General features: G+C 40.8%; 15 protein-coding genes. 9 read left to right on the top strand and 6 right to left on the bottom strand.

From position 1 onward, the window contains the following. Window positions 1–157 precede the first annotated feature (157 nt). The 5 genes from folP to R9C00_00760 all read left to right on the top strand — a co-directional run bounded on the left by folP (window position 158) and on the right by R9C00_00760 (window position 6,216). Window positions 158–1,024 (top strand): dihydropteroate synthase, encoded by an 867-nt coding sequence (folP, locus tag R9C00_00780; protein ID WPO35985.1) that lies wholly within the window; start codon window positions 158–160, stop codon window positions 1,022–1,024. A gap of 98 nt (window positions 1,025–1,122) precedes the next feature. Beyond that, complete coding sequence (gene cdaA / locus R9C00_00775; protein WPO35984.1) at window positions 1,123–2,004, top strand: diadenylate cyclase CdaA; 882 nt, start codon at window positions 1,123–1,125, stop codon at window positions 2,002–2,004. 162 nt (window positions 2,005–2,166) lie between these two features. Continuing rightward, a complete protein-coding gene (locus R9C00_00770) occupies window positions 2,167–3,039 on the top strand; it encodes a leucine-rich repeat domain-containing protein (GenBank protein WPO35983.1) in 873 nt (290 codons plus the stop codon). Between the two features lie 121 nt (window positions 3,040–3,160). Then, window positions 3,161–5,143: an NAD(+) synthase gene (gene nadE / locus R9C00_00765; GenBank protein WPO35982.1), complete on the top strand. Its 1,983-nt coding sequence runs from the start codon at window positions 3,161–3,163 to the stop codon at window positions 5,141–5,143. 191 nt (window positions 5,144–5,334) lie between these two features. After that, window positions 5,335–6,216 (top strand): SDR family oxidoreductase, encoded by an 882-nt coding sequence (locus tag R9C00_00760; protein ID WPO35981.1) that lies wholly within the window; start codon window positions 5,335–5,337, stop codon window positions 6,214–6,216. A 33-nt stretch (window positions 6,217–6,249) separates the two neighbouring features. On the opposite strand, the gene R9C00_00755 is transcribed toward R9C00_00760, so the two are convergent. Further along, a complete protein-coding gene (locus R9C00_00755; GenBank protein ID WPO35980.1) occupies window positions 6,250–7,143 on the bottom strand; it encodes a serine hydrolase in 894 nt (297 codons plus the stop codon). A gap of 194 nt (window positions 7,144–7,337) precedes the next feature. Between R9C00_00755 and R9C00_00750 the strand changes: the two genes are divergently transcribed. The 4 genes from R9C00_00750 to R9C00_00735 all read left to right on the top strand — a co-directional run bounded on the left by R9C00_00750 (window position 7,338) and on the right by R9C00_00735 (window position 11,792). Further along, window positions 7,338–8,162, top strand: a complete 825-nt coding sequence (locus R9C00_00750) for a class I SAM-dependent methyltransferase (GenBank protein ID WPO35979.1) — start codon at window positions 7,338–7,340, stop codon at window positions 8,160–8,162. Continuing rightward, entirely contained in the window at window positions 8,140–8,319 is a 180-nt protein-coding gene (locus tag R9C00_00745; protein WPO35978.1) for a hypothetical protein, read from the top strand. Before R9C00_00750 ends, R9C00_00745 begins: the two co-directional genes overlap by 23 nt. A 2-nt stretch (window positions 8,320–8,321) precedes the next feature. Then, window positions 8,322–8,831: a thioesterase gene (locus R9C00_00740; protein WPO35977.1), complete on the top strand. Its 510-nt coding sequence runs from the start codon at window positions 8,322–8,324 to the stop codon at window positions 8,829–8,831. Window positions 8,832–9,134: 303 nt separating this feature from the next. After that, on the top strand, window positions 9,135–11,792 hold the full coding sequence (locus R9C00_00735; protein WPO35976.1) for an ATP-binding protein: 2,658 nt from the start codon (window positions 9,135–9,137) through the stop codon (window positions 11,790–11,792). Here R9C00_00735 and R9C00_00730 read toward each other — a convergent pair. The 5 genes from R9C00_00730 to galK all read right to left on the bottom strand — a co-directional run bounded on the left by R9C00_00730 (window position 11,764) and on the right by galK (window position 18,239). Then, a complete protein-coding gene (locus tag R9C00_00730) occupies window positions 11,764–12,900 on the bottom strand; it encodes a glycosyltransferase family 4 protein (GenBank protein ID WPO35975.1) in 1,137 nt (378 codons plus the stop codon). The two genes, R9C00_00735 and R9C00_00730, sit on opposite strands and share 29 nt — an antisense overlap. A gap of 103 nt (window positions 12,901–13,003) precedes the next feature. Continuing rightward, window positions 13,004–14,329 (bottom strand): xylose isomerase, encoded by a 1,326-nt coding sequence (xylA, locus tag R9C00_00725; GenBank protein ID WPO35974.1) that lies wholly within the window; start codon window positions 14,327–14,329, stop codon window positions 13,004–13,006. A gap of 6 nt (window positions 14,330–14,335) precedes the next feature. Continuing rightward, window positions 14,336–15,826, bottom strand: coding sequence for an FGGY family carbohydrate kinase (locus R9C00_00720; protein WPO35973.1), 1,491 nt, complete (start codon window positions 15,824–15,826; stop codon window positions 14,336–14,338). A 166-nt stretch (window positions 15,827–15,992) separates the two neighbouring features. Next, complete coding sequence (locus R9C00_00715; GenBank protein ID WPO35972.1) at window positions 15,993–17,039, bottom strand: UDP-glucose--hexose-1-phosphate uridylyltransferase; 1,047 nt, start codon at window positions 17,037–17,039, stop codon at window positions 15,993–15,995. Between the two features lie 57 nt (window positions 17,040–17,096). Beyond that, complete coding sequence (gene galK, locus R9C00_00710; GenBank protein WPO35971.1) at window positions 17,097–18,239, bottom strand: galactokinase; 1,143 nt, start codon at window positions 18,237–18,239, stop codon at window positions 17,097–17,099. Window positions 18,240–18,326 lie beyond the last annotated feature (87 nt).

Genomic DNA, 18,326 nt, shown 5'->3' with positions numbered 1-18,326 from the left:
CGTATCCTTTTTTACAACATAAAAGATGCCCATTCATATGGATCGATTGTCCTTAAAACAGCAAATACAATATGATAATCCAAAAGAACTTCTTTAATTAAAAACAGCTGCCCTATTTTTGCCTAATCGCAAGACCCAATCACCAACTATAAAACCCATGCCTACCGAAATCATTGGCATCCCGCCTATCATCCATTCAATCAACACAGGAGGAAGATTCCTCTCTTTCCAAAAACCTGTAGTAATGGGGATTTTGAACATTACTCCTGATTCTTTTTATGCTGAAAGTAGAACTGAGGGCATAGACAATACTCTCGACATAGCTGGAAAAATGCTGGAAGAAGGAGCACGCATTTTAGACATTGGAGGCTATTCTTCTAGGCCTGGAGCTGAAGACATAAGCGAAGAAAAAGAAATAGATAGAGTAATTCCCATCATAAAAAACATTAAACAGAAATTCACTCAAGCAGTTGTCTCAATAGATACTTTCAGGGCTCGTGTTGCAGAAAAAGCTGTAGAAGCTGGTGCAGATATAGTTAATGATATTTCTGGAGGGAGCTTAGATGAGGATATGTTCAAAGTGGTGGGTGAGCTTAGCGTGCCATACATCCTTATGCACATGAAAGGCACACCTCAAAACATGCAAGGTTTTACCGAGTATGAAGACATAATAGGGGAAATAATAACGTATTTTGAAGAAAAAATCTTGAAACTAAGATCCTTTGGAGGTAAAGATATTATTCTTGATCCTGGCTTTGGTTTTGCAAAAAACTTGGATCAGAACTACCAGCTTTTGAACCAGTTGCCAGCATTACAGATTTTTGAATTACCTCTTTTGGTAGGAGTATCACGGAAATCGATGATATATAAGTTACTCGAAAGTTCACCCGAAGAATCGCTCAACGGCACTTCGGTTCTGAATACAATAGCCCTGCTTAGCGGAGCAAACATCCTTCGGGTACACGATGTGAAAGAAGCAGCTCAAGCCATCAAGATCTTTGAAAAACTTAAAAAAACAGCATAAGTTTGAAAAATCTCGTACGGTTTTCTAGGTTTTACGTTTACTATTAACATATTTTTTGATAAACTTTATCGAACGGAAACAGAATAAATAACACACAAATGCTCGCTTTTCAAGTTGGATTTTTGGAAATAGGCTGGAAAGACATACTAGACATCACTTTGGTGACTGTCTTGCTCTACAATGTCTATAAACTAATCCGAGGCAGCATTGCCCTTAGGGTATCTATTGGTTTCCTTTCACTCTATTTGCTCTACTTGGTGGTAAAAGCATCTGAAATGGAACTACTTAGCTCTATTTTGGGTCAGTTCATGAGCGTTGGTGTTTTAGGGGCACTGATCATTTTCCAGAGTGAAATTCGAAAATTCCTCTTACTAATAGGCAAAACCACTTCTCTCCGAGACTTTACATTTTTTAATTTTTTCAATGTAAATGGTACATTGGACAAAAACAGTTTTGACATCACCCCAATCATAGATGCAATGAAAACTTTGGGTGGTACCAACACTGGCGCACTCATTGTTATTTCAAAAAATGAAGACCTTAAGTTTTTTGTGGAAACGGGTGATGTACTAGACGCCCAAATATCCAAAAGAATATTAATGTCCATTTTTTATAAGAACAGCCCACTTCACGATGGTGCTGCTATTATCCATAACAGCAGAATAGTTGCAGCAAGGTGCATCTTACCCGTTTCGGACAATCCAAATATCCCAGCAAACTTAGGGTTGAGGCATAGAGCAGGTATTGGTATCTCCGAAGCCTACGATGTTGTGGTTCTTATTGTATCAGAAGAAACAGGTCAACTTTCATTTGTAAGAGGAGGAAAAATCTCTCATAACCTCTCTGCCATTGAGATAAGACAATTACTCAATGAGTATATTTCTGGAAACAAAGTTGATAAAAAGAAAGTGATTCAGGCTGAAAGCAATCCTAAAATAAACCCTGAGCTTGGGGAAGGAAAAGTTCAAAATGCGGGTTAATCCCACTTCACGCTTTTATAAAAAATCTACCAAACCATACTTACACCTCCTACCCAGCCCGTTCTTTATACAGACAATGAGTATGGTTTTTGGTTATAAAGTTTTCCCAATCCATTTACTGAATATCTTTCTACATACAATGACCTTATATTTAGCGTGGCCATGAAAAAGGAAACCATTCTTTTAAGCATCTCACTCCTTCTTTTTGGGTTTATGCCCTATGAAAATAGTGCCCAGAAGCACTATCAGCAAGGAATGGAGAATCTTAAAAATGAAGATTATATAAATGCTATTGCCGAATTCACCCACGCTATCAGTCTAGAACCATCTTTTGCAGATGCTTATTTCCAAAGGGCTGTTTCCAAAGATTTGTTAGGCCAGGAAGCAGGGTTTGTTAGCACAGAGCTTTGCTACGATCTTATTCAGGCACAAATGCTGGGCAATGACAACTCTCTTACCATGCTTTTGGAAAAAAGCCAAACCGAATGTTTCACCACTCAAAATGCCTTTCTTGAACCCGATATGGTTTTTTGTGCCGATTTTAGTTCGAGCAGATTGAATGAAATGCCCTCCCAATCGGCTTCATTGAGCGTACTCCTCCACCTCAATTTATACGACAACAACATCACAAGTATCCCTCCTGTAATCAATGATTATCAGTATTTGGTAGCCCTGAACCTTGCCAGCAATAAATTACAAAGCATCAACCAAAGCCTGACGAAATTATCGTGGTTGGTAGAGCTAAACTTAAGTAAAAACCAATTAAGCAGCCTTTCTAGCAATTTATGTAACTTCCCTAAGCTGAAGTTCATGAACCTCCGCAACAACAATATTGAAGCAATCAGTAACGAAATTTCAAACCTAAATTCACTTGAGGTACTCGACCTTGCCCTGAACAACATCAAAGACCTTCCAGAGTCATTGTATTCAATGACTCATTTGAAAGAGCTAGTATTGGTAGGAAACCCTCTTGATCCATCCAAAGTAAAAGAGCTACAAAAAGCTCTTCCCAATACAAAAGTCTATTTCAACTAAGAAAAAGCCTCTATCTCCTCAATTTCATTATTTTTACATCAAACCATAACTCAAACAGCTGGTTGGTTTGTATGATGATGCACCCTTTATTTGTAAGGTGCTTTTACTTTAGGATAAAAAGATGAAATTGATAAAAATAGGAGGAGCCACCCTCAACCAAACACCCTTGGACTGGGATGGAAATAAGAATAGAATTTTAGAAGCTATCGCAATAGCTCAAGCCGAAAAAGTAAGTGTTTTGTGCTTGCCCGAACTGTGTATTTCTGGCTATGGTTGCGAAGATGCTTTTTACTCACAGGGAGTTCTACAAACCAGCCAAGAAATTTTAGTAGAGATCTTGCCCCACACCACCGATATTGCCGTTTGCGTAGGCTTACCTGTAATGTATCAGAACCGCATTTTCAATACAGTTTGCTTCATTGCCAACGGTGAGATTATTGGTTTTGTAGCCAAACAATTTCTTGCAGGTGATGGCATTCATTACGAACCTAGGTGGTTCACTCCTTGGCAAGAAGATACCAGAGGGGAAATAAAAATTACAAATAAAAAATACCCAATAGGCGATATTCTTTTCCAACTAGACGATATAAAAATAGGTTTTGAAATCTGTGAAGATGCATGGGTTTCCCGCAGGCCAGGAGGGAAATTGCACAAATTTGGAGTTGATTTGATTCTGAACCCAAGTGCCAGCCATTTCGCCTTTGATAAGTTGAAAATAAGAAAACGGTTTGTGCTGGAAGGATCTAGGGCATTTGGCTGTAGCTATATCTACTCTAACCTTTCAGGAAATGAGGCAGGCAGGGCTATTTACGATGGCGGAACGCTGATTGCTAGTTCGGGGCAACTTCAAGCAGTTGGACATAGGCTAACTTTCGACGACGTAAAAGTGACCACCGCAGTCGTCGATATTGAAAATAATAGATTGACCCAATCCCAAAGCAATGTTCAATTCCAGTTTGCCGACCTTAGGGGCATTTGCATTGAAAAACCGTTTAACTTTCCCGAAATAAAACCTGAGCCATATCTAAACCAAGACCTCCCTTGGGAAAGTAGTCCTTTTATAAAAGAAGAAGAATTTGCCAGAGCTTTAGCCATTGGGTTGTTCGATTATATGCGAAAGAGTTTTTCCAAAGGTTTTGTAGTTTCCTTGAGCGGCGGGGCGGATTCTTCCACCATCGTTGGCTGCTGCTACCTCATGATAAAACTAGGTGTGGAACAAGTTGGCTTGGAAAACTTCAAAAAAAGGCTTTCCTACTATAAAGAAATCCAAGACTGCAAGTCCATTTCTGAACTTGCCAAAAAGATAATTACCACAGCCTACCAGCCTACAGAAAACAGTGGAGACATTACCAAAAATGCAGCTCAGGGGCTTGCCGATGCAGTAAATTCGGAACATTTTGAGTTCGATGTAAATCAAATTTTCAAAACGTATAAAGCAATTGTTTCAAAAAGTTTGGGTAGGGAATTGAGCTGGGAACAAGACGACCTTGCCTTGCAAAATATACAGGCGAGGGTGCGCGCGCCAAGTGTCTGGATGATGGCGAATATCAAAAACGGGCTGCTTCTTTCTACCAGTAATCGCTCGGAAGCGGCAGTGGGCTATGCAACTATGGATGGTGATACCAGCGGAGGACTCAGCCCAATTGCAGGTATAGACAAAGCTTTTGTGAGAAGCTGGCTAGTTTGGCTAGAAAAGCAGGGAGTAGATGGGAAAATCAGAATTCCCGAGCTAGCGGCGGTAAACGACCAACAACCTACGGCGGAGCTTCGCCCCCAAAACTCGAAGCAAACTGATGAAGCTGACCTGATGCCTTATGACCTTCTGGACGACATAGAAGAAGCCGCTATTCGAGATAAAAAAATGCCCTTGGAATGCTATTTATTGATGAGGGCAAAATATCCGCAATACAGCAAGGAACAATTAAAAGCTTGGGCTACAAAATTCTTCCAGCTTTGGAGCAGAAACCAGTGGAAAAGAGAGCGCTATGCTCCTTCTTTCCATCTTGATGATAAAAATCTCGATCCCAAAACTTGGTGCAGATTCCCTATTCTTTCAGGCGGATTCAAACGAGAATTAAAAATACTTGAAGCGTACAAAGATTGACCTTCTAGCTTTTGCTAAAAAAGTGCTTGTGCTTAAACATTTTCCAATTGTATGGTGTATCTTAATCAACACTTTATTCTACAAGTGCTTGAACAAAAATAAACACAACCTACTTACCGTAAAATGTAGGTTATTAAAACCAAGTTTATTTTTAAAATGGCACTGATGCTTAAACATAAAATAAATATACCATGTACGATCAACCAATGTTGAAAGACGACGCTCTCAAAGGCAAAACCATTTTGGTAACCGGTGGAGGAACCGGCCTTGGGAGGTCAATGTCTAAATATTTTTTAGAGCTAGGCGCAAATGTGATTATTTCCAGCCGAAAGCTAGATGTACTCGAACAAACAGCCAGAGAATTACGATCTGAAACTGGAGGCGAAGTATTGCCCGTAGCTTGCGATGTACGCAAATACAACGAAGTGGAACAGGTAATAGAGCAAGGGAAAGAGAAATTTGGGAAAATCCATGGGCTGGTAAATAACGCCGCTGGCAACTTCATAAGCCCAACAGAACGATTGACCCACAAAGCCTTCGATATAGTAGTTGGGATTGTGCTGCAAGGAACATATAACTGCACCCTTGCCATGGGCAAAGATTGGATAGCTCAAAAGCGAAAAGGAAACATCTTAAATATAGTCACCACTTATGCTTGGACTGGCTCAGGGTACGTAGTGCCCTCCGCTGTTGCCAAAGCTGGCGTACTTTCCCTAACCCGCTCCCTTGCAGTAGAATGGGGAAAATATGGGATTAGAAGTAATGCAATTGCGCCAGGACCTTTCCCCACCAAAGGAGCTTGGGACAGACTTTTCCCAGAAAACCTTCGCAAAAAGTTCGACCCCGCTCTAAAAGTTCCTTTGGGAAGAGTTGGCGAACATCAGGAATTAGCCAACCTTTCCGCTTACTTAATTTCCGACTTTGCCTCGTTTATCAACGGTGAAGTAGTAACCATAGATGGCGGAGAGTGGCTTAAAGGAGCTGGAGAGTTCAATCATTTGGAAATGATACCACCAGAAATGTGGGACCAGATAGAACAGCTCACTAGAGGGGCAAACAAGAAAAAAGAGTAACAAAAAGGGGCTGAAATCAGCCCCTTTTCTTATTTATAAATTCTCTGTAAAATACTGGTAAATCCAACCCGAGACTTCGGCTATTTTAGCTACGCCTTTTTCCTCATTGGTAAGTTCTTTGGAAAGAATAACCAATACATACCTCCTTCCATCGGGTAATATCACAATTCCCGAATCGTGATGTACTCCCGTAATCCATCCTGTTTTGTGGGCAACTTTCACATCTTTGGGCAACTTTGCGGGAATCATCTCATTAAACTTCTGATCGAGCAAAATTCCAATCATTTTTTCATCTACCTCTTTATTTACTGCCTTTCCCTGCCCCATTTTATCAAATATCACCATCAGGTCATATGCTGTAGTAGTATTGCTAAACCCTTGGCGGTATGCCTTAATATCCTCTACTCCTCGGAGCACTTCAATATCTGGTGCACCCAATTTTCTCATCGATGCAGTTGTATTTTGCGCACCTACTATTTCCACCATTAGGTTAGTAGCCAAATTGCTGCTTTTGATGATCATTTTGTAAACCAAATCACCCAACGGCATTTTTTCACCTAAGTTCTGGTACAACTCAGATTCAGAATCATCACTTAGCGTAAGTTCGTATACACTACTATCTACCATACTTTTAAACTCATTCTTTACAAGGACAGAATCTGAAAGCGACAATCTCCCTTCAGCATCCTGCTTAAATGCTTCAATCATCACAGATGTTTTCATGGTACTTGCAGCGTGAAAGACCTCTTTTTCATTTATAAATATTGCGGTTTCGGGCTTACCGACCTCTTGGAATGCAACGGCAAAAGTTCCTTCCACCTTGGCAAAATTATCTGCAATTCTTTTGGTTAATTCCTCTTTAGCTTTAGAATCAGGTTGGCAGGAAATTAATGATAGAAAGATAGATAGTAGTATTAATTTTTTCATTGTGGTTGATGTAGGTTGTAAAACCTCAAATATAAAGTTACTCTCTCGAAAACTGTACCGCAGATAAGAAAATAACTTGATCGACCTAAGTAAAATACTTATACAAAACAGAATTATTTTTAAAGACAACCTACCTTCTCACTATTTGAAAGAATTAAAATTTACTTGTAAATTGAGCAAAACAACTAGAAAAAATGAACCAAGAACAATTTCCTGATTTTGCCAACATTAACCGAGAACTTTGGAACGAAAAAACTGAAACCCATTGGGGTTCCGAATTCTATGGCGTAAAGGAATTTTTGAATCATAAAAACTCCTTAAAACCCATCGAGCTAAACTTATTGGGCGATTTTTCGGAAAAGTCCGTACTTCATTTGCAGTGCCATTTTGGAATGGACACGCTTTCCCTAGCTCATTTGGGAGCGGAAGTAACAGGCGTTGACTTATCGGATAGGTCTATTGAAAAAGCGAGGGAGTTGGCTAATATGGCAGGGCTAGACGCCGAGTTCATTTGCTCCAATGTATACGACCTTTCCAAAGTACTAAACAAAAAATATGACATCGTTTTCACTTCTTACGGGGTAATAGGTTGGTTGCCAGACATGGACAAATGGGCAGAAGTAGTTTCCCACTTCCTCAAGCCAAAGGGGGAGTTTATAATGGCAGAGTTCCACCCTGTAGTTTGGATGTTTGACTATGACTTTGAAAAAGTGGAATATGCTTATTTCAACAGAGATACTATAGTGGAAGAGCTAGAAGGCACGTATGCCGACCCAACTGCTCCCATCAAAAAGAAGTCAGTATCTTGGAATCACGACCTTGGTGAGGTACTTGGGGCATTACTCAAACAAGGATTATCAATCAAGTCTTTTGAAGAATTCGACTACTCGCCTTTCAACTGTTTTAATGGTACAGAAGAAATAAGTGAAGGAAACTTTATTATAAAAAAGCATGGTAATAAACTACCTTTAGTATACGCCCTAAAGGCAAAAAAAGATGAAACGAAGATCGGAGGATAAGAATAACATGATGGGCGTAGGCATAGCCTTAGGGGCTGGTATCGGTACTGCTCTTGGCGTAGCACTGGACAATATTGCTATTGGAGTTGCCTTAGGCATGTCCATCGGGATAATTTATGGAATCATAATGAATCAACAAAAGAAAAAGCACAAATAAACATGGATACAAGTACAACAACACTCAGCCCTTCTCAGGAAAAGTTTCTTAAGAAAATGCTTAGCCCTTCCACCTTTAGGCTGTTTACACTGATGAAAGTACCCATGGGATTTTTAGCGGGAATGAAACTCGTAAAGCTTGACACAAAACATGCAGTTACCACCATTCCGTTCAAAAGACTGAATAAAAACCCTTTTCGTTCCATTTATTTTGCCGTACAGAGCATGGCCGCCGAACTTTCTACCGCCTCTATTGCTCTTTTAGCCATACAAGGCTATAAACCTTCCATAGCAACCATCATAGTTGGACTAGAAGCCGAATTCCACAAAAAAGCCACAGATCACACCACATTTACCTGTACCGATGGAGCCAATATTTTTGCAGCTGTAAACTGCTGTCTAGAAACGGGAGAGCCTGCCACAGTCACCGCCAAAACCGAAGGAAGGATGCCTGACGGTACGCTCGTATCTACTTTTTACTTTACCTGGTCATTTAAGCAGCGCTCCAAATAAGAACTTTTAGCTTCTCGTCACCTTAAAAAAACTTGCTAGGCAACTTCTACCCTTCCTCCTTAGTTTTTAAAGAGGGTAACTTATTCCCTTATTTTTCGTCTTCTTTATATGTAATCAAACCCTAAAAAAATGTAAATCCCTTCTTTCTGTCAATACGCCTTCCAATTAAGCTTTTTTGGGACAATTATTGTCATTATAATATTACCTACCCATTTCATGACTAACATTACTAACAGCCTCTATTTTTTTTGCAACTAAGCTACAGAACAAACACACCATTGTTTGTGACCACTATGCACCAAAATGAACTTTAAAATCTACAAACTTTTCCTGTTCGGAGCCTTTTTATTAGGATATACTTTATGCTGGAGTCAAAGCAAAGAAATTGATAGCCTAAAGGCAGCACTTCCTTTGGCAGACGATAATTCAAAAGCTGAGATACTTCTCAAGCTCTCCCATGCTTGGTGGCAAACCGACCTTAGTATTGCCGCACAATATGCTAGCAGCGCTTCTGAAATTGCAGCATCTCACAATGATAACAATATACATATCAAATCTTTGCAAGCTCTTGCCTCTGTAAATCATATGCTAGGTGAGCAAGAAGAGGCTGAAGCCTATTGGCATGAAAGCTTGCAGCTTTCAAATAACCTACCAAAAAACAGCAATACTTTTACGTTGAATGCCTATTTGGGTCTAAGCCAAGTGTATGTTGCCCAACACAGATACGGCAAATCTTTAGAGGCACTTGGAAAAGCTGAAGTCCTTTCTTCCGAACGAAATACACCTAGTCCTCAGGTTGAAACTTTCACCCATTTTGGAACTCATTATTATGCCAAGTATGCCCAAACTAAACAAAGAAGTGATATTGACAGCGTCCAATATTACTATACCAAAGCTTATAGATTAGCAGAAAAAACAGAAGACGTTCCTCTAAGAGTAGGTACAATGCGAAAACTTGCTTCTGCCTATGCCGAAGCTGATAAGAGACCTATTGGACTCGATTACCTCAGAAGAGCCATTAGTTTACTTGACGAAAAGGGGGATGAGCAGCACCTAAAAGAAGATTTACTGGCTCAAATAGGAAATCTTTATCGCACCGATAAGCAATTCAAACTAGCCCTACAATATTACCACCAATCGCTAGAACTTTCTGAAGAACATAACCAAACCATAAAAACATGTTGGGCTTTGCACCAGATGGGCATACTTTTCGAAACAATAGGCGAACCTGAAAAAGCTATTGAGTATTATCAGAAAAGTCTCGGTACAGCACGAGAAATTGGGATGAAAAGTTGGGTACTCAATAATTACGAAAAGCTCATTGGGATCTACAAACAACAAGAAAAGTTTGAACAAGCATTCCAATTACTTTCTGCTTTTTCTTCACTCAAAGATTCCCTCAGCGATGAATCAAGAAAAAGGCAATTAGCTGAAATGGAAACCAGTCTTGAGCTGATGGAAAACCGCAAAGAGATCGATCTTCTTACCGAAAAAAATAAAGTACAAACCCTTACCCTCAAGCGCCAAGAAAATGGTGTGATATTACTTATCGTTGGTTCGGTTATTTTCATCGCTGTCATTCTTATTTTATACCAGCTTTTCCGGTTAAAGCGAAAAACAAATACACGTTTGTCGCTAAAAAACAAGGAAATTGAAATGCAATCGAATGCGCTCACACAGGCGTATCAGAATTTGAGCTTGCTGAGTGAAATGGGAAAATCTATTGCCTCAAAGCTTACTGTTGAAGAAATTGTAGATACTGTTTATGCAAATATCCAATCGCTAATGGAGGCCTCTTCTTTTGGGATTGGAGTTTATGACACAGAAAACAATGTACTTCATTTTCCTGGCGCTATAGAAGAGGGTCATATACTTGAAAACATTTCTTTCTCTTTGGACGAAACCGAACGCTTGGCTGTGAGGTGTTTTAACAATAGAGAGGAAATTCTCATCAATAATTTTGAACGTGATTATCAGAAATATTTCGACAGGCGCCTTCCTTCCAAAACCACAAACGATTCTCGCTCCATCATTTATGTTCCCCTTTGCTCGGAAAGCAGCAATTCAGGAGTGATGACTGTTCAAAGCTTCAATGATAATGCCTATAACGATTACCATCTGTACATCCTCAGAAACTTGGCTGTTTATGCACGAATCGCCCTAGAAAATGCCCAAGTGTACAAAGAAGTAGCCGAAGGGAGAAAGGAACTGGAAGAAGCGAATGAAAAAATCGCCCTTCAAAACAAAGAATTGCTTACGCTGAACAAAGATAAAAACCAGCTAATCGGCATACTTGCCCACGACCTCCGAAACCCAATTTCGGCAGCCATGACCTTTATAAACTATATCGATTCTGAAGCTAAAGACCTTACTCGTGATCAGCAAAAGGCAGTAAAAGGTACCGTTAGGTCACTAAACAGAATGAATGCCATGATCGAAAAAATCTTGGATCTGCGTGCCATAGAATCAAGAAAAGTACGAATGGAAATCACTCGCATCAACTTGATGAGGTTATTGGTACAGGTACAAGAAACCTTCAAAGATGCCGCAGAAAAGAAGAACCAAAAGCTAAACCTGATTTTCACTTCCAAAAAACTGTATATAAAAGCTGATTGGAACTACACAGCCCAAGTATTTGAAAACCTTATTTCCAATGCGGTAAAGTTTTCCAAGCCTGATAAAAGCATCACCATCCAGCTTAAAGATGAAGATGAACATGTGATAGCTTCCATTAGGGACGAAGGCCCGGGCATAAGCCCCGAAGAACAACTCAAATTGTTCACCGCTTTCCAAAAACTCTCCGCCCGACCTACAGGAGGGGAAAACTCTACTGGCTTGGGGTTAGCTATTGTAAAAAAATATGTAGAAGCTATGAATGGAAAAGTCTGGTGCGAAAGCGAACCTGGCAAGGGAACTTCCTTCTTAGTCGCCTTTAAGAAACATGAGGAAGATGCTTCATAAATAAAGACTCAATCCCATCAACCTCCACGCTAATATCAAACTTTTCCAGTGCATAGGCCTGCGACGCTTCAACCATCTTTTTTACCTTTTCTGGGTTATTAACCACCCAATTGAACTTACTACAAAAATCCTTGACATTTTCGTATTCGAATAGCTGACCAAATTTGCCAAACCGCAGTATTTCTGGACTGCCTCCTGTATTTGCTGCAAGAATTGGCAACTTGGAAAGCATCGCCTCTACAGTTACCATCCCAAAAGTTTCGCTAAGGGAAGCGATTGTAAATACATCTACGGCAGAATAGAAAAGTTCTGGTTGAGGAGAAAACTTGCGGAAATGGACAAATTTTTCTACTCCATTCTCAGCTATAAGTTCTTTAATACCGTCATAGTATTGCTTCGAAGCCTCTTCATTTAAAGTAGGCGAACCAAAAATCAGGAGTTCAACCTCGACTCCTTGCTTTCTTAGTTCTATAAATGCGTCGGTTACAAACCTCTGCCCTTTCTGCGGATCTATCCTCCCTATTATTCCTAAAAGCATCCCTTTAGGATTGATTTCCAATTCCTTTCTTGCCCCAATTTTTGAAAACTTTGATTTGGTATACCTGTCAGATTCTACACAAAGTGGAATTACAGAAATTCGCTCTTCAGGAAATTTAGTCTGTTCCACCACTTGGTTTTTCAACCAACTGAGCGGGCTAATCCATGCATCTATACTTTTGTACCTCAACGTATGAAGTATATCTTTCTTTCTAATTGCCATCTGCATTTGCTGCTGATAAAACACCTTGAGCTCTTTGAAATAAATCCTTTTTGCCCAATTGGCTAAATCTATGTCCCTATTATCAGTCATAAAAACCCCATCATACCCTTCCGCTTTAAGAAAAACCGCTATTTTTTTTGCGTTGGAAAAATCAAAATACTTCTTTGTCTTTTGCAGGAAAAGCGAAGTAGAAAAACACTCTTTACCTTCTTCGAACATTTTGGAGCCTTCCGCAGTAACAAGCGCTATTTCCCACCCCTTCTCAACAAAAGCCTTAGCTAATTTGATGGTGTTCAATTCCAACCCACCCCAGCCAATCGATGTATTTAAAAACGCAATTTTTTTCATGGGCACAAAGGTATTATAGATGGGAATAAAAGTGATAGTTTAGTACAAAACAAAAAAGGCGATCCATTTCTGGACCGCCACTTATTCCTAAGATTTGTCTAACTTAAATCCTTCCGATACATTGGTTTACCAAGTTCTCAAATTGCTCTTGCTTTCCGCTTAGTTTCTTAGGCTCGCCTGCTTCTACCGCAAGGTTCCTGAGATCAGCCAAAGAAAGTTTTCCAGCTTCAAACTCAGCTCCTTTTCCAGCGTTGTAAGACGAATAACGCTCTTTTCTCAAGGCAGTGTAATTGGTGCTTGTCAATATTTTGTCAGCTACCAAAAGCCCTTGGGCGAAAGTATCCATTCCACCAATGTGCGCTACGAACAAATCAGCAGGATCAGTAGAGTTTCTTCTAATTTTCGCATCGAAGTTCAAGCCACCTGCACCAATTCCGCCATTTTGCAACAAGATCATCATGGTTTCGGTGGTGTCATAAATATCATGTGGGAAGTAATCTGTATCCCAACCGTTTTGGTAATCACCTTGGTTGGCATCTATGCTGCCCAACATGCCTGCATCGGCAGAAACCTGCAAGTCGTGAGCAAAGGTATGCCCAGCCAAGGTGGCATGGTTAGCTTCAATATTCAACTTGAAATCATCCGCCAATCCTTCTGCTTTCAAGAACCCGATTACCGTAGCCGCATCGAAGTCGTATTGGTGCTTAGAAGGCTCTGCTGGCTTAGGCTCTATAAGATAAGAACCCTTGAAACCGATGCTGCGTCCGTAGTCACGAGCTTTGCGCAAGAACTCCGCCATATGAGCCGTTTCACGCTTCATATCGGTGTTGAGCAAAGACATATAACCTTCTCTTCCTCCCCAGAACACGTAGTTTTCACCACCTAGTTCAACGGTTGCATCTAGCGCAGCTTTCACTTGCGCCGCACCGTGGCAAAGTACGTCAAAATCGGGGTTGGTAGAAGCTCCGTTCATGTAGCGAGGGTGCGAAAAAAGATTCGCTGTTCCCCAAAGCAATTTCACACCAGTATCTTGCTGATATTGCTTGAGCAAGCTCACGATTTCATGCAATATTTTTTCTGACTCAATTACGCTACTTCCCTCAGGAGCGATGTCGCGGTCGTGGAAACAGTAGTAATCTATTCCTATTTTTTGGAAAAACTCAAAGGCAGCCTCTACACGGTATTTAGCTACCGTAATAGCATCTGCTCCTGGTTTAGCCCAAGGAAAATCACGTGTATCAAGACCAAAAGGATCTCCGTTGCCATTACAGAACGAATGCCAATAAGCTGCGGCAAAGCGGAAGTGTTCTTTCATCGTTTTTCCTGCAACTACTTTGTCTGCTTCGTAAAATTTGAATGCCAAAGGATTATCAGATTCCCTTCCCTCAAATTGAATTTTATCGATGTTTGGAAAATAAGTGGTGCTCATATTATTTTAGATATATTGTTTTAGGATAGTTAACCAGTTATTATAAGCTTCTTTGTATTGATCTGCCACAGCTGTATCAGGCTCAATAGTCAAGATAGTTTCTAGCCCCTCAAAAGCTGCTTGGAAACTACTATAAATACCTACACCTACACCTGCGCCTCGTGCAGCCCCTTGCGAACCATCCGTATTATATAACTCTACAACAGCGCCAGTAACATTTACGAATGTTTCCCTAAAAATAGGACTTAGGAACATATTGGCATGGCCCGCACGCACCACATCCATTTGCAAGCCCATACCTTTCATAATTTCAAAACCATAATTCAATGCAAACACGATCCCCTCTTGCAAAGCTCGGAACATGTGCGCTTGGTTATGTTGATTGAAATTCAGCCCGTGAATTTGAGAACTGATATCATTGTTCTCAAGAATACGTTCGGCTCCGTTGCCAAAAGGCAATATTGCCAAACCTTCCGAGCCAATAGGTGCTTGCGAGATAGCATCATTCATTTGCTCATAGCTCATTTTCGAAATACCGGTCATGTTGTTTTTGAACCAACTGTTCAAAATACCCGTGCCATTTACACAAAGCAAAACCCCATAGCGGGCAGCTTCTTTTGCATGGTTTACATGTACGAACGTATTTACCCTAGACTGCGGATCAAAATCTGGGCTATCGGTAATGCCATACACCACGCCAGATGTTCCGGCCGTAGCGGCTACCTCACCAGGCTGAAGCACGTTGAGAGAAAAAGCATTATTGGGCTGGTCGCCAGCTCGGTAGCAAACTTTTACCCCAGCTTTTAAGCCCAATTCGGCTGCTGCTTTTGCCGTCAGCTCACCTTGAGGGGCAAACGAACCAACTATTTCAGGAATGAGTTCATCGTCTATCCCATAGTGGCTCAATAATGATTTAGCCACTCCTTTTTCTTTAAAATCCCACATAATCCCTTCGGAAAGCCCCGAAACAGTGGTAAGGATTTGCTCCGTCATTTTCATGGCAAGGAAATCGCCAGGAAGCATTACCTTATGGATTTTGGCATAGGTTTCTGGCTCATTCTCTTTTACCCATTTCAATTTAGAAGCAGTAAAATTACCAGGGGAATTCAAGAAATGAGAAAGGCAGTATTCTTCACCCATTTCCTTAAATGCACTATTCCCAATTTCTACGGCGCGGCTATCGCACCAGATAATAGAAGGGCGTAACACTTGTTGATTGACATCTACCGCTACCAAGCCGTGCATTTGATAGGCAATTCCTATTGCAGCAATTTTGTCGGTATCTAAACCTTCTGTTACTTCTTTTGTAGCTTCTATGGTGTTGGTCCACCATTCGTTGGGGTTTTGCTCTGCCCAGCCAGATTGTACCGAAACAATCGACATTTCCTCCTTTGGATAGGTAGCAGAGCCTATAACTTTGCCACTGGCAGCTTCTAGGGCAGTGACCTTCACAGATGAAGTGCCCAAGTCGTACCCTAATAAGATTTCGTCACTCATTAGTTTTTGTACTTTATATGTTAATAAAAAATCATTTTCATTTTCCGAATCAAAGATTGAGCATGAAAATTATGCCCAAAGAAAGAGTGACCCATAAATTGGTTAAGCTTTGGGAGATTGCACCCAAAGCTTAACTCGCTATAAATATACAATTATACCACGGGTTTTACTTGCCCGCCTTATAATGCACATCTGACATACTCCTAATTCTCTCAGCACTTGTTTCTGGTGTGATGTCACGCTGAGGCATGCCTAGCATTTCATAACCAACCATGAACTTTTTGACCGTTGCAGACCTCAACAATGGCGGATAAAAATGCATGTGGAAATGCCATTCTTCATGCGCCTCGCCATCGGTTGGGCTTTGGTGGATTCCTGCCGAATAAGGGAAAGATGTCTCAAAAATATTATCGTACTTCGTAGTAATGATTTTCAACATTTCTGCGTAAGCATCTTTTTCCTCTTCGGTCATTTGCAAAATATTTTGGAAATGTCTTTTGCTAATGATCATGGTCTCGAAAGGCCACACCGCCCAAAAAGGAGAAAGCACTACAAAATGATCGTTTTCGGCAATGATCCTTACTTTCTCTTCCATCTCCTGTGCCAAGTAGTCGGAAAGCAAGCTTCGTCCGTGCTCTTTGAAATACTTCAGTTGCTGGATCGATTCCTTCATAGGCTCATTAGGGATATCCTTTTGTGCCCAAATTTGCCCATGTGGATGTGGGTTGCTACAACCCATCATCTGCCCCTTGTTTTCAAAAATTTGTACATAGTTGATGTAATCGACCTTGCTCAACTCTTCAAACTGCTCACTCCATAGGTCAACAACTTTCCTTATATCTTCTACCTCCATTTCGGGCAAGGTAATATCTAGCCTTGGGGAAAAGCAAACAACTTTACAGATCCCTCTTTCGCTGCTGGCCTTTAGCAAGCCTTTTTCGAAACCACCTTCGGGCACATCCTTCATTAGTGCAGCAAAGTCGTTGGTGAATACGAAAGTATCTTTATAGTCAGGGTTTTGATGCCCTCCTACCCTTGTATTACCAGGACCGAGGTAATCGCCCGGATCGTAAGAAGGTCTTTTTTCTTCCTCGTTTTTCTCGGTTTGCCCTTGCCAAGGTCGTTTGGCACGGTGAGGGGAAACTAACAACCATTCCCCAGTTAGGGGGTTATATCTTCTGTGTGGATGATCTTCAAAATTAAATGTCGACATTTTTTGTAGCTATGGATTGGTTAGATAAAAATTGTTGGAAAAAGCGAAATAGGCACCTTACAGCACGCTGCTACCGTCTACTATATCAGCAACATAAGCTTTTAGCTCAATACCTGTTTCTGCGTGATAAATTTTAGCCGTCTCGCTTACAAAAGCATCTATCGCTTCTTCTTTGATAATGTTGATAGTACAGCCACCAAAGCCACCACCCATCATCCTTGAACCTAGCACAAAATCCTTGTCTTTGGTCTGTTCAACCAAGAAATCTAGCTCTGGGCAACTTACTTCATATTCTTTGCTCAGTCCATTGTGAGAGCCGTACATCTGCTCACCAAACTTTGCCAAATCACCTTTTTCCAAGGCTTCACAAGCAGCAAGTACACGGTTATTTTCCTCTACCACGTAGCGGCTTCTTGTATATACCGTTGCATCCATTTTGCCTTTCGCCTCGTCCAGCATTTCTACTGTCACGTTCCTCAAGCTTTTTATTTCAGGGTTTGATTTAGCGAAAAATGCAACGCCAGCTTCGCATTCTTCACGGCGCGTATTGTATGCAGAAGAAGCCAAAGAATGCTTCACTCCTGTATCTAACAAAAGAATTTTGTACCCCTCAATATTGAGAGGGAAATAAGCTTTTTCGAGAGAGCGGCAATCCAAACGGATCACGCTATTATCTTTTCCAAACATGCTGGCAAACTGGTCCATAATTCCACACTGAACTCCTGCCCATTCGTGCTCGGCTTTTTGAGCCATTTTCACTAGCTCAAGCTTATCTAAGCCAGTTCCATTAAGCTCATTGAGTGCAAAGCCCAAGCCGCATTCCAAAGCTGCCGAAGAAGAAACCCCTGCACCAATTGGGATATTTCCACCAAATACAAGATCAAAAGCGGCTACTTGAATATCCTTTTTCTGAAACTGGGCTACTACACCTATCAGATAATTGCACCATCCTTTGTCTGAAGCTTTCAAGTCTGCGAGCAAAAACTCCTCGCTTTCGTTGAGGTCGGCCGCATATACCCTACATTTATCCAAACCATTAGGAGCTATGGCAAAAACCATTTCTTTGTTGATAGCTGCGGGCAATACAAAACCTTCGTTGTAATCGGTGTGTTCGCCTATAAGATTGACCCTACCGGGCGAGCGAAACATTTTGGGAGATTTACCATACAATTCGGTAAATTTTGATGAGATATGATCCATATTGAAAAGCAAAATGCTTGTTATGATAATAAAAAAATAGGTAGTCTTTAATTCGTCTTTTAACTGGCGAAAAGATCATTACAATAT

The sequence above is a fragment of the Flammeovirgaceae bacterium SG7u.111 genome, from assembly GCA_034044135.1.
Classification (GTDB): Bacteria; Bacteroidota; Bacteroidia; order Cytophagales; family Flammeovirgaceae.
The sequence above is the reverse complement of the archived record's forward strand: the minus strand, read 5'-3'. Positions and strand labels throughout refer to the sequence as shown.

Bases quoted from the DNA above. Each gene is read 5' to 3' on its own strand.
- folP (WPO35985.1), top strand. From the start codon at position 158: ATGCCTACCGAAATCATTGGCATCCCGCCTATCATCCATTCAATCAAC.
- cdaA (WPO35984.1), top strand. From the start codon at position 1,123: ATGCTCGCTTTTCAAGTTGGATTTTTGGAAATAGGCTGGAAAGACATA.
- R9C00_00770 (WPO35983.1), top strand. From the start codon at position 2,167: ATGAAAAAGGAAACCATTCTTTTAAGCATCTCACTCCTTCTTTTTGGG.
- nadE (WPO35982.1), top strand. From the start codon at position 3,161: ATGAAATTGATAAAAATAGGAGGAGCCACCCTCAACCAAACACCCTTG.
- R9C00_00760 (WPO35981.1), top strand. From the start codon at position 5,335: ATGTACGATCAACCAATGTTGAAAGACGACGCTCTCAAAGGCAAAACC.
- R9C00_00755 (WPO35980.1), bottom strand. From the start codon at position 7,143: ATGAAAAAATTAATACTACTATCTATCTTTCTATCATTAATTTCCTGC.
- R9C00_00750 (WPO35979.1), top strand. From the start codon at position 7,338: ATGAACCAAGAACAATTTCCTGATTTTGCCAACATTAACCGAGAACTT.
- R9C00_00745 (WPO35978.1), top strand. From the start codon at position 8,140: ATGAAACGAAGATCGGAGGATAAGAATAACATGATGGGCGTAGGCATA.
- R9C00_00740 (WPO35977.1), top strand. From the start codon at position 8,322: ATGGATACAAGTACAACAACACTCAGCCCTTCTCAGGAAAAGTTTCTT.
- R9C00_00735 (WPO35976.1), top strand. From the start codon at position 9,135: ATGAACTTTAAAATCTACAAACTTTTCCTGTTCGGAGCCTTTTTATTA.
- R9C00_00730 (WPO35975.1), bottom strand. From the start codon at position 12,900: ATGAAAAAAATTGCGTTTTTAAATACATCGATTGGCTGGGGTGGGTTG.
- xylA (WPO35974.1), bottom strand. From the start codon at position 14,329: ATGAGCACCACTTATTTTCCAAACATCGATAAAATTCAATTTGAGGGA.
- R9C00_00720 (WPO35973.1), bottom strand. From the start codon at position 15,826: ATGAGTGACGAAATCTTATTAGGGTACGACTTGGGCACTTCATCTGTG.
- R9C00_00715 (WPO35972.1), bottom strand. From the start codon at position 17,039: ATGTCGACATTTAATTTTGAAGATCATCCACACAGAAGATATAACCCC.
- galK (WPO35971.1), bottom strand. From the start codon at position 18,239: ATGGATCATATCTCATCAAAATTTACCGAATTGTATGGTAAATCTCCC.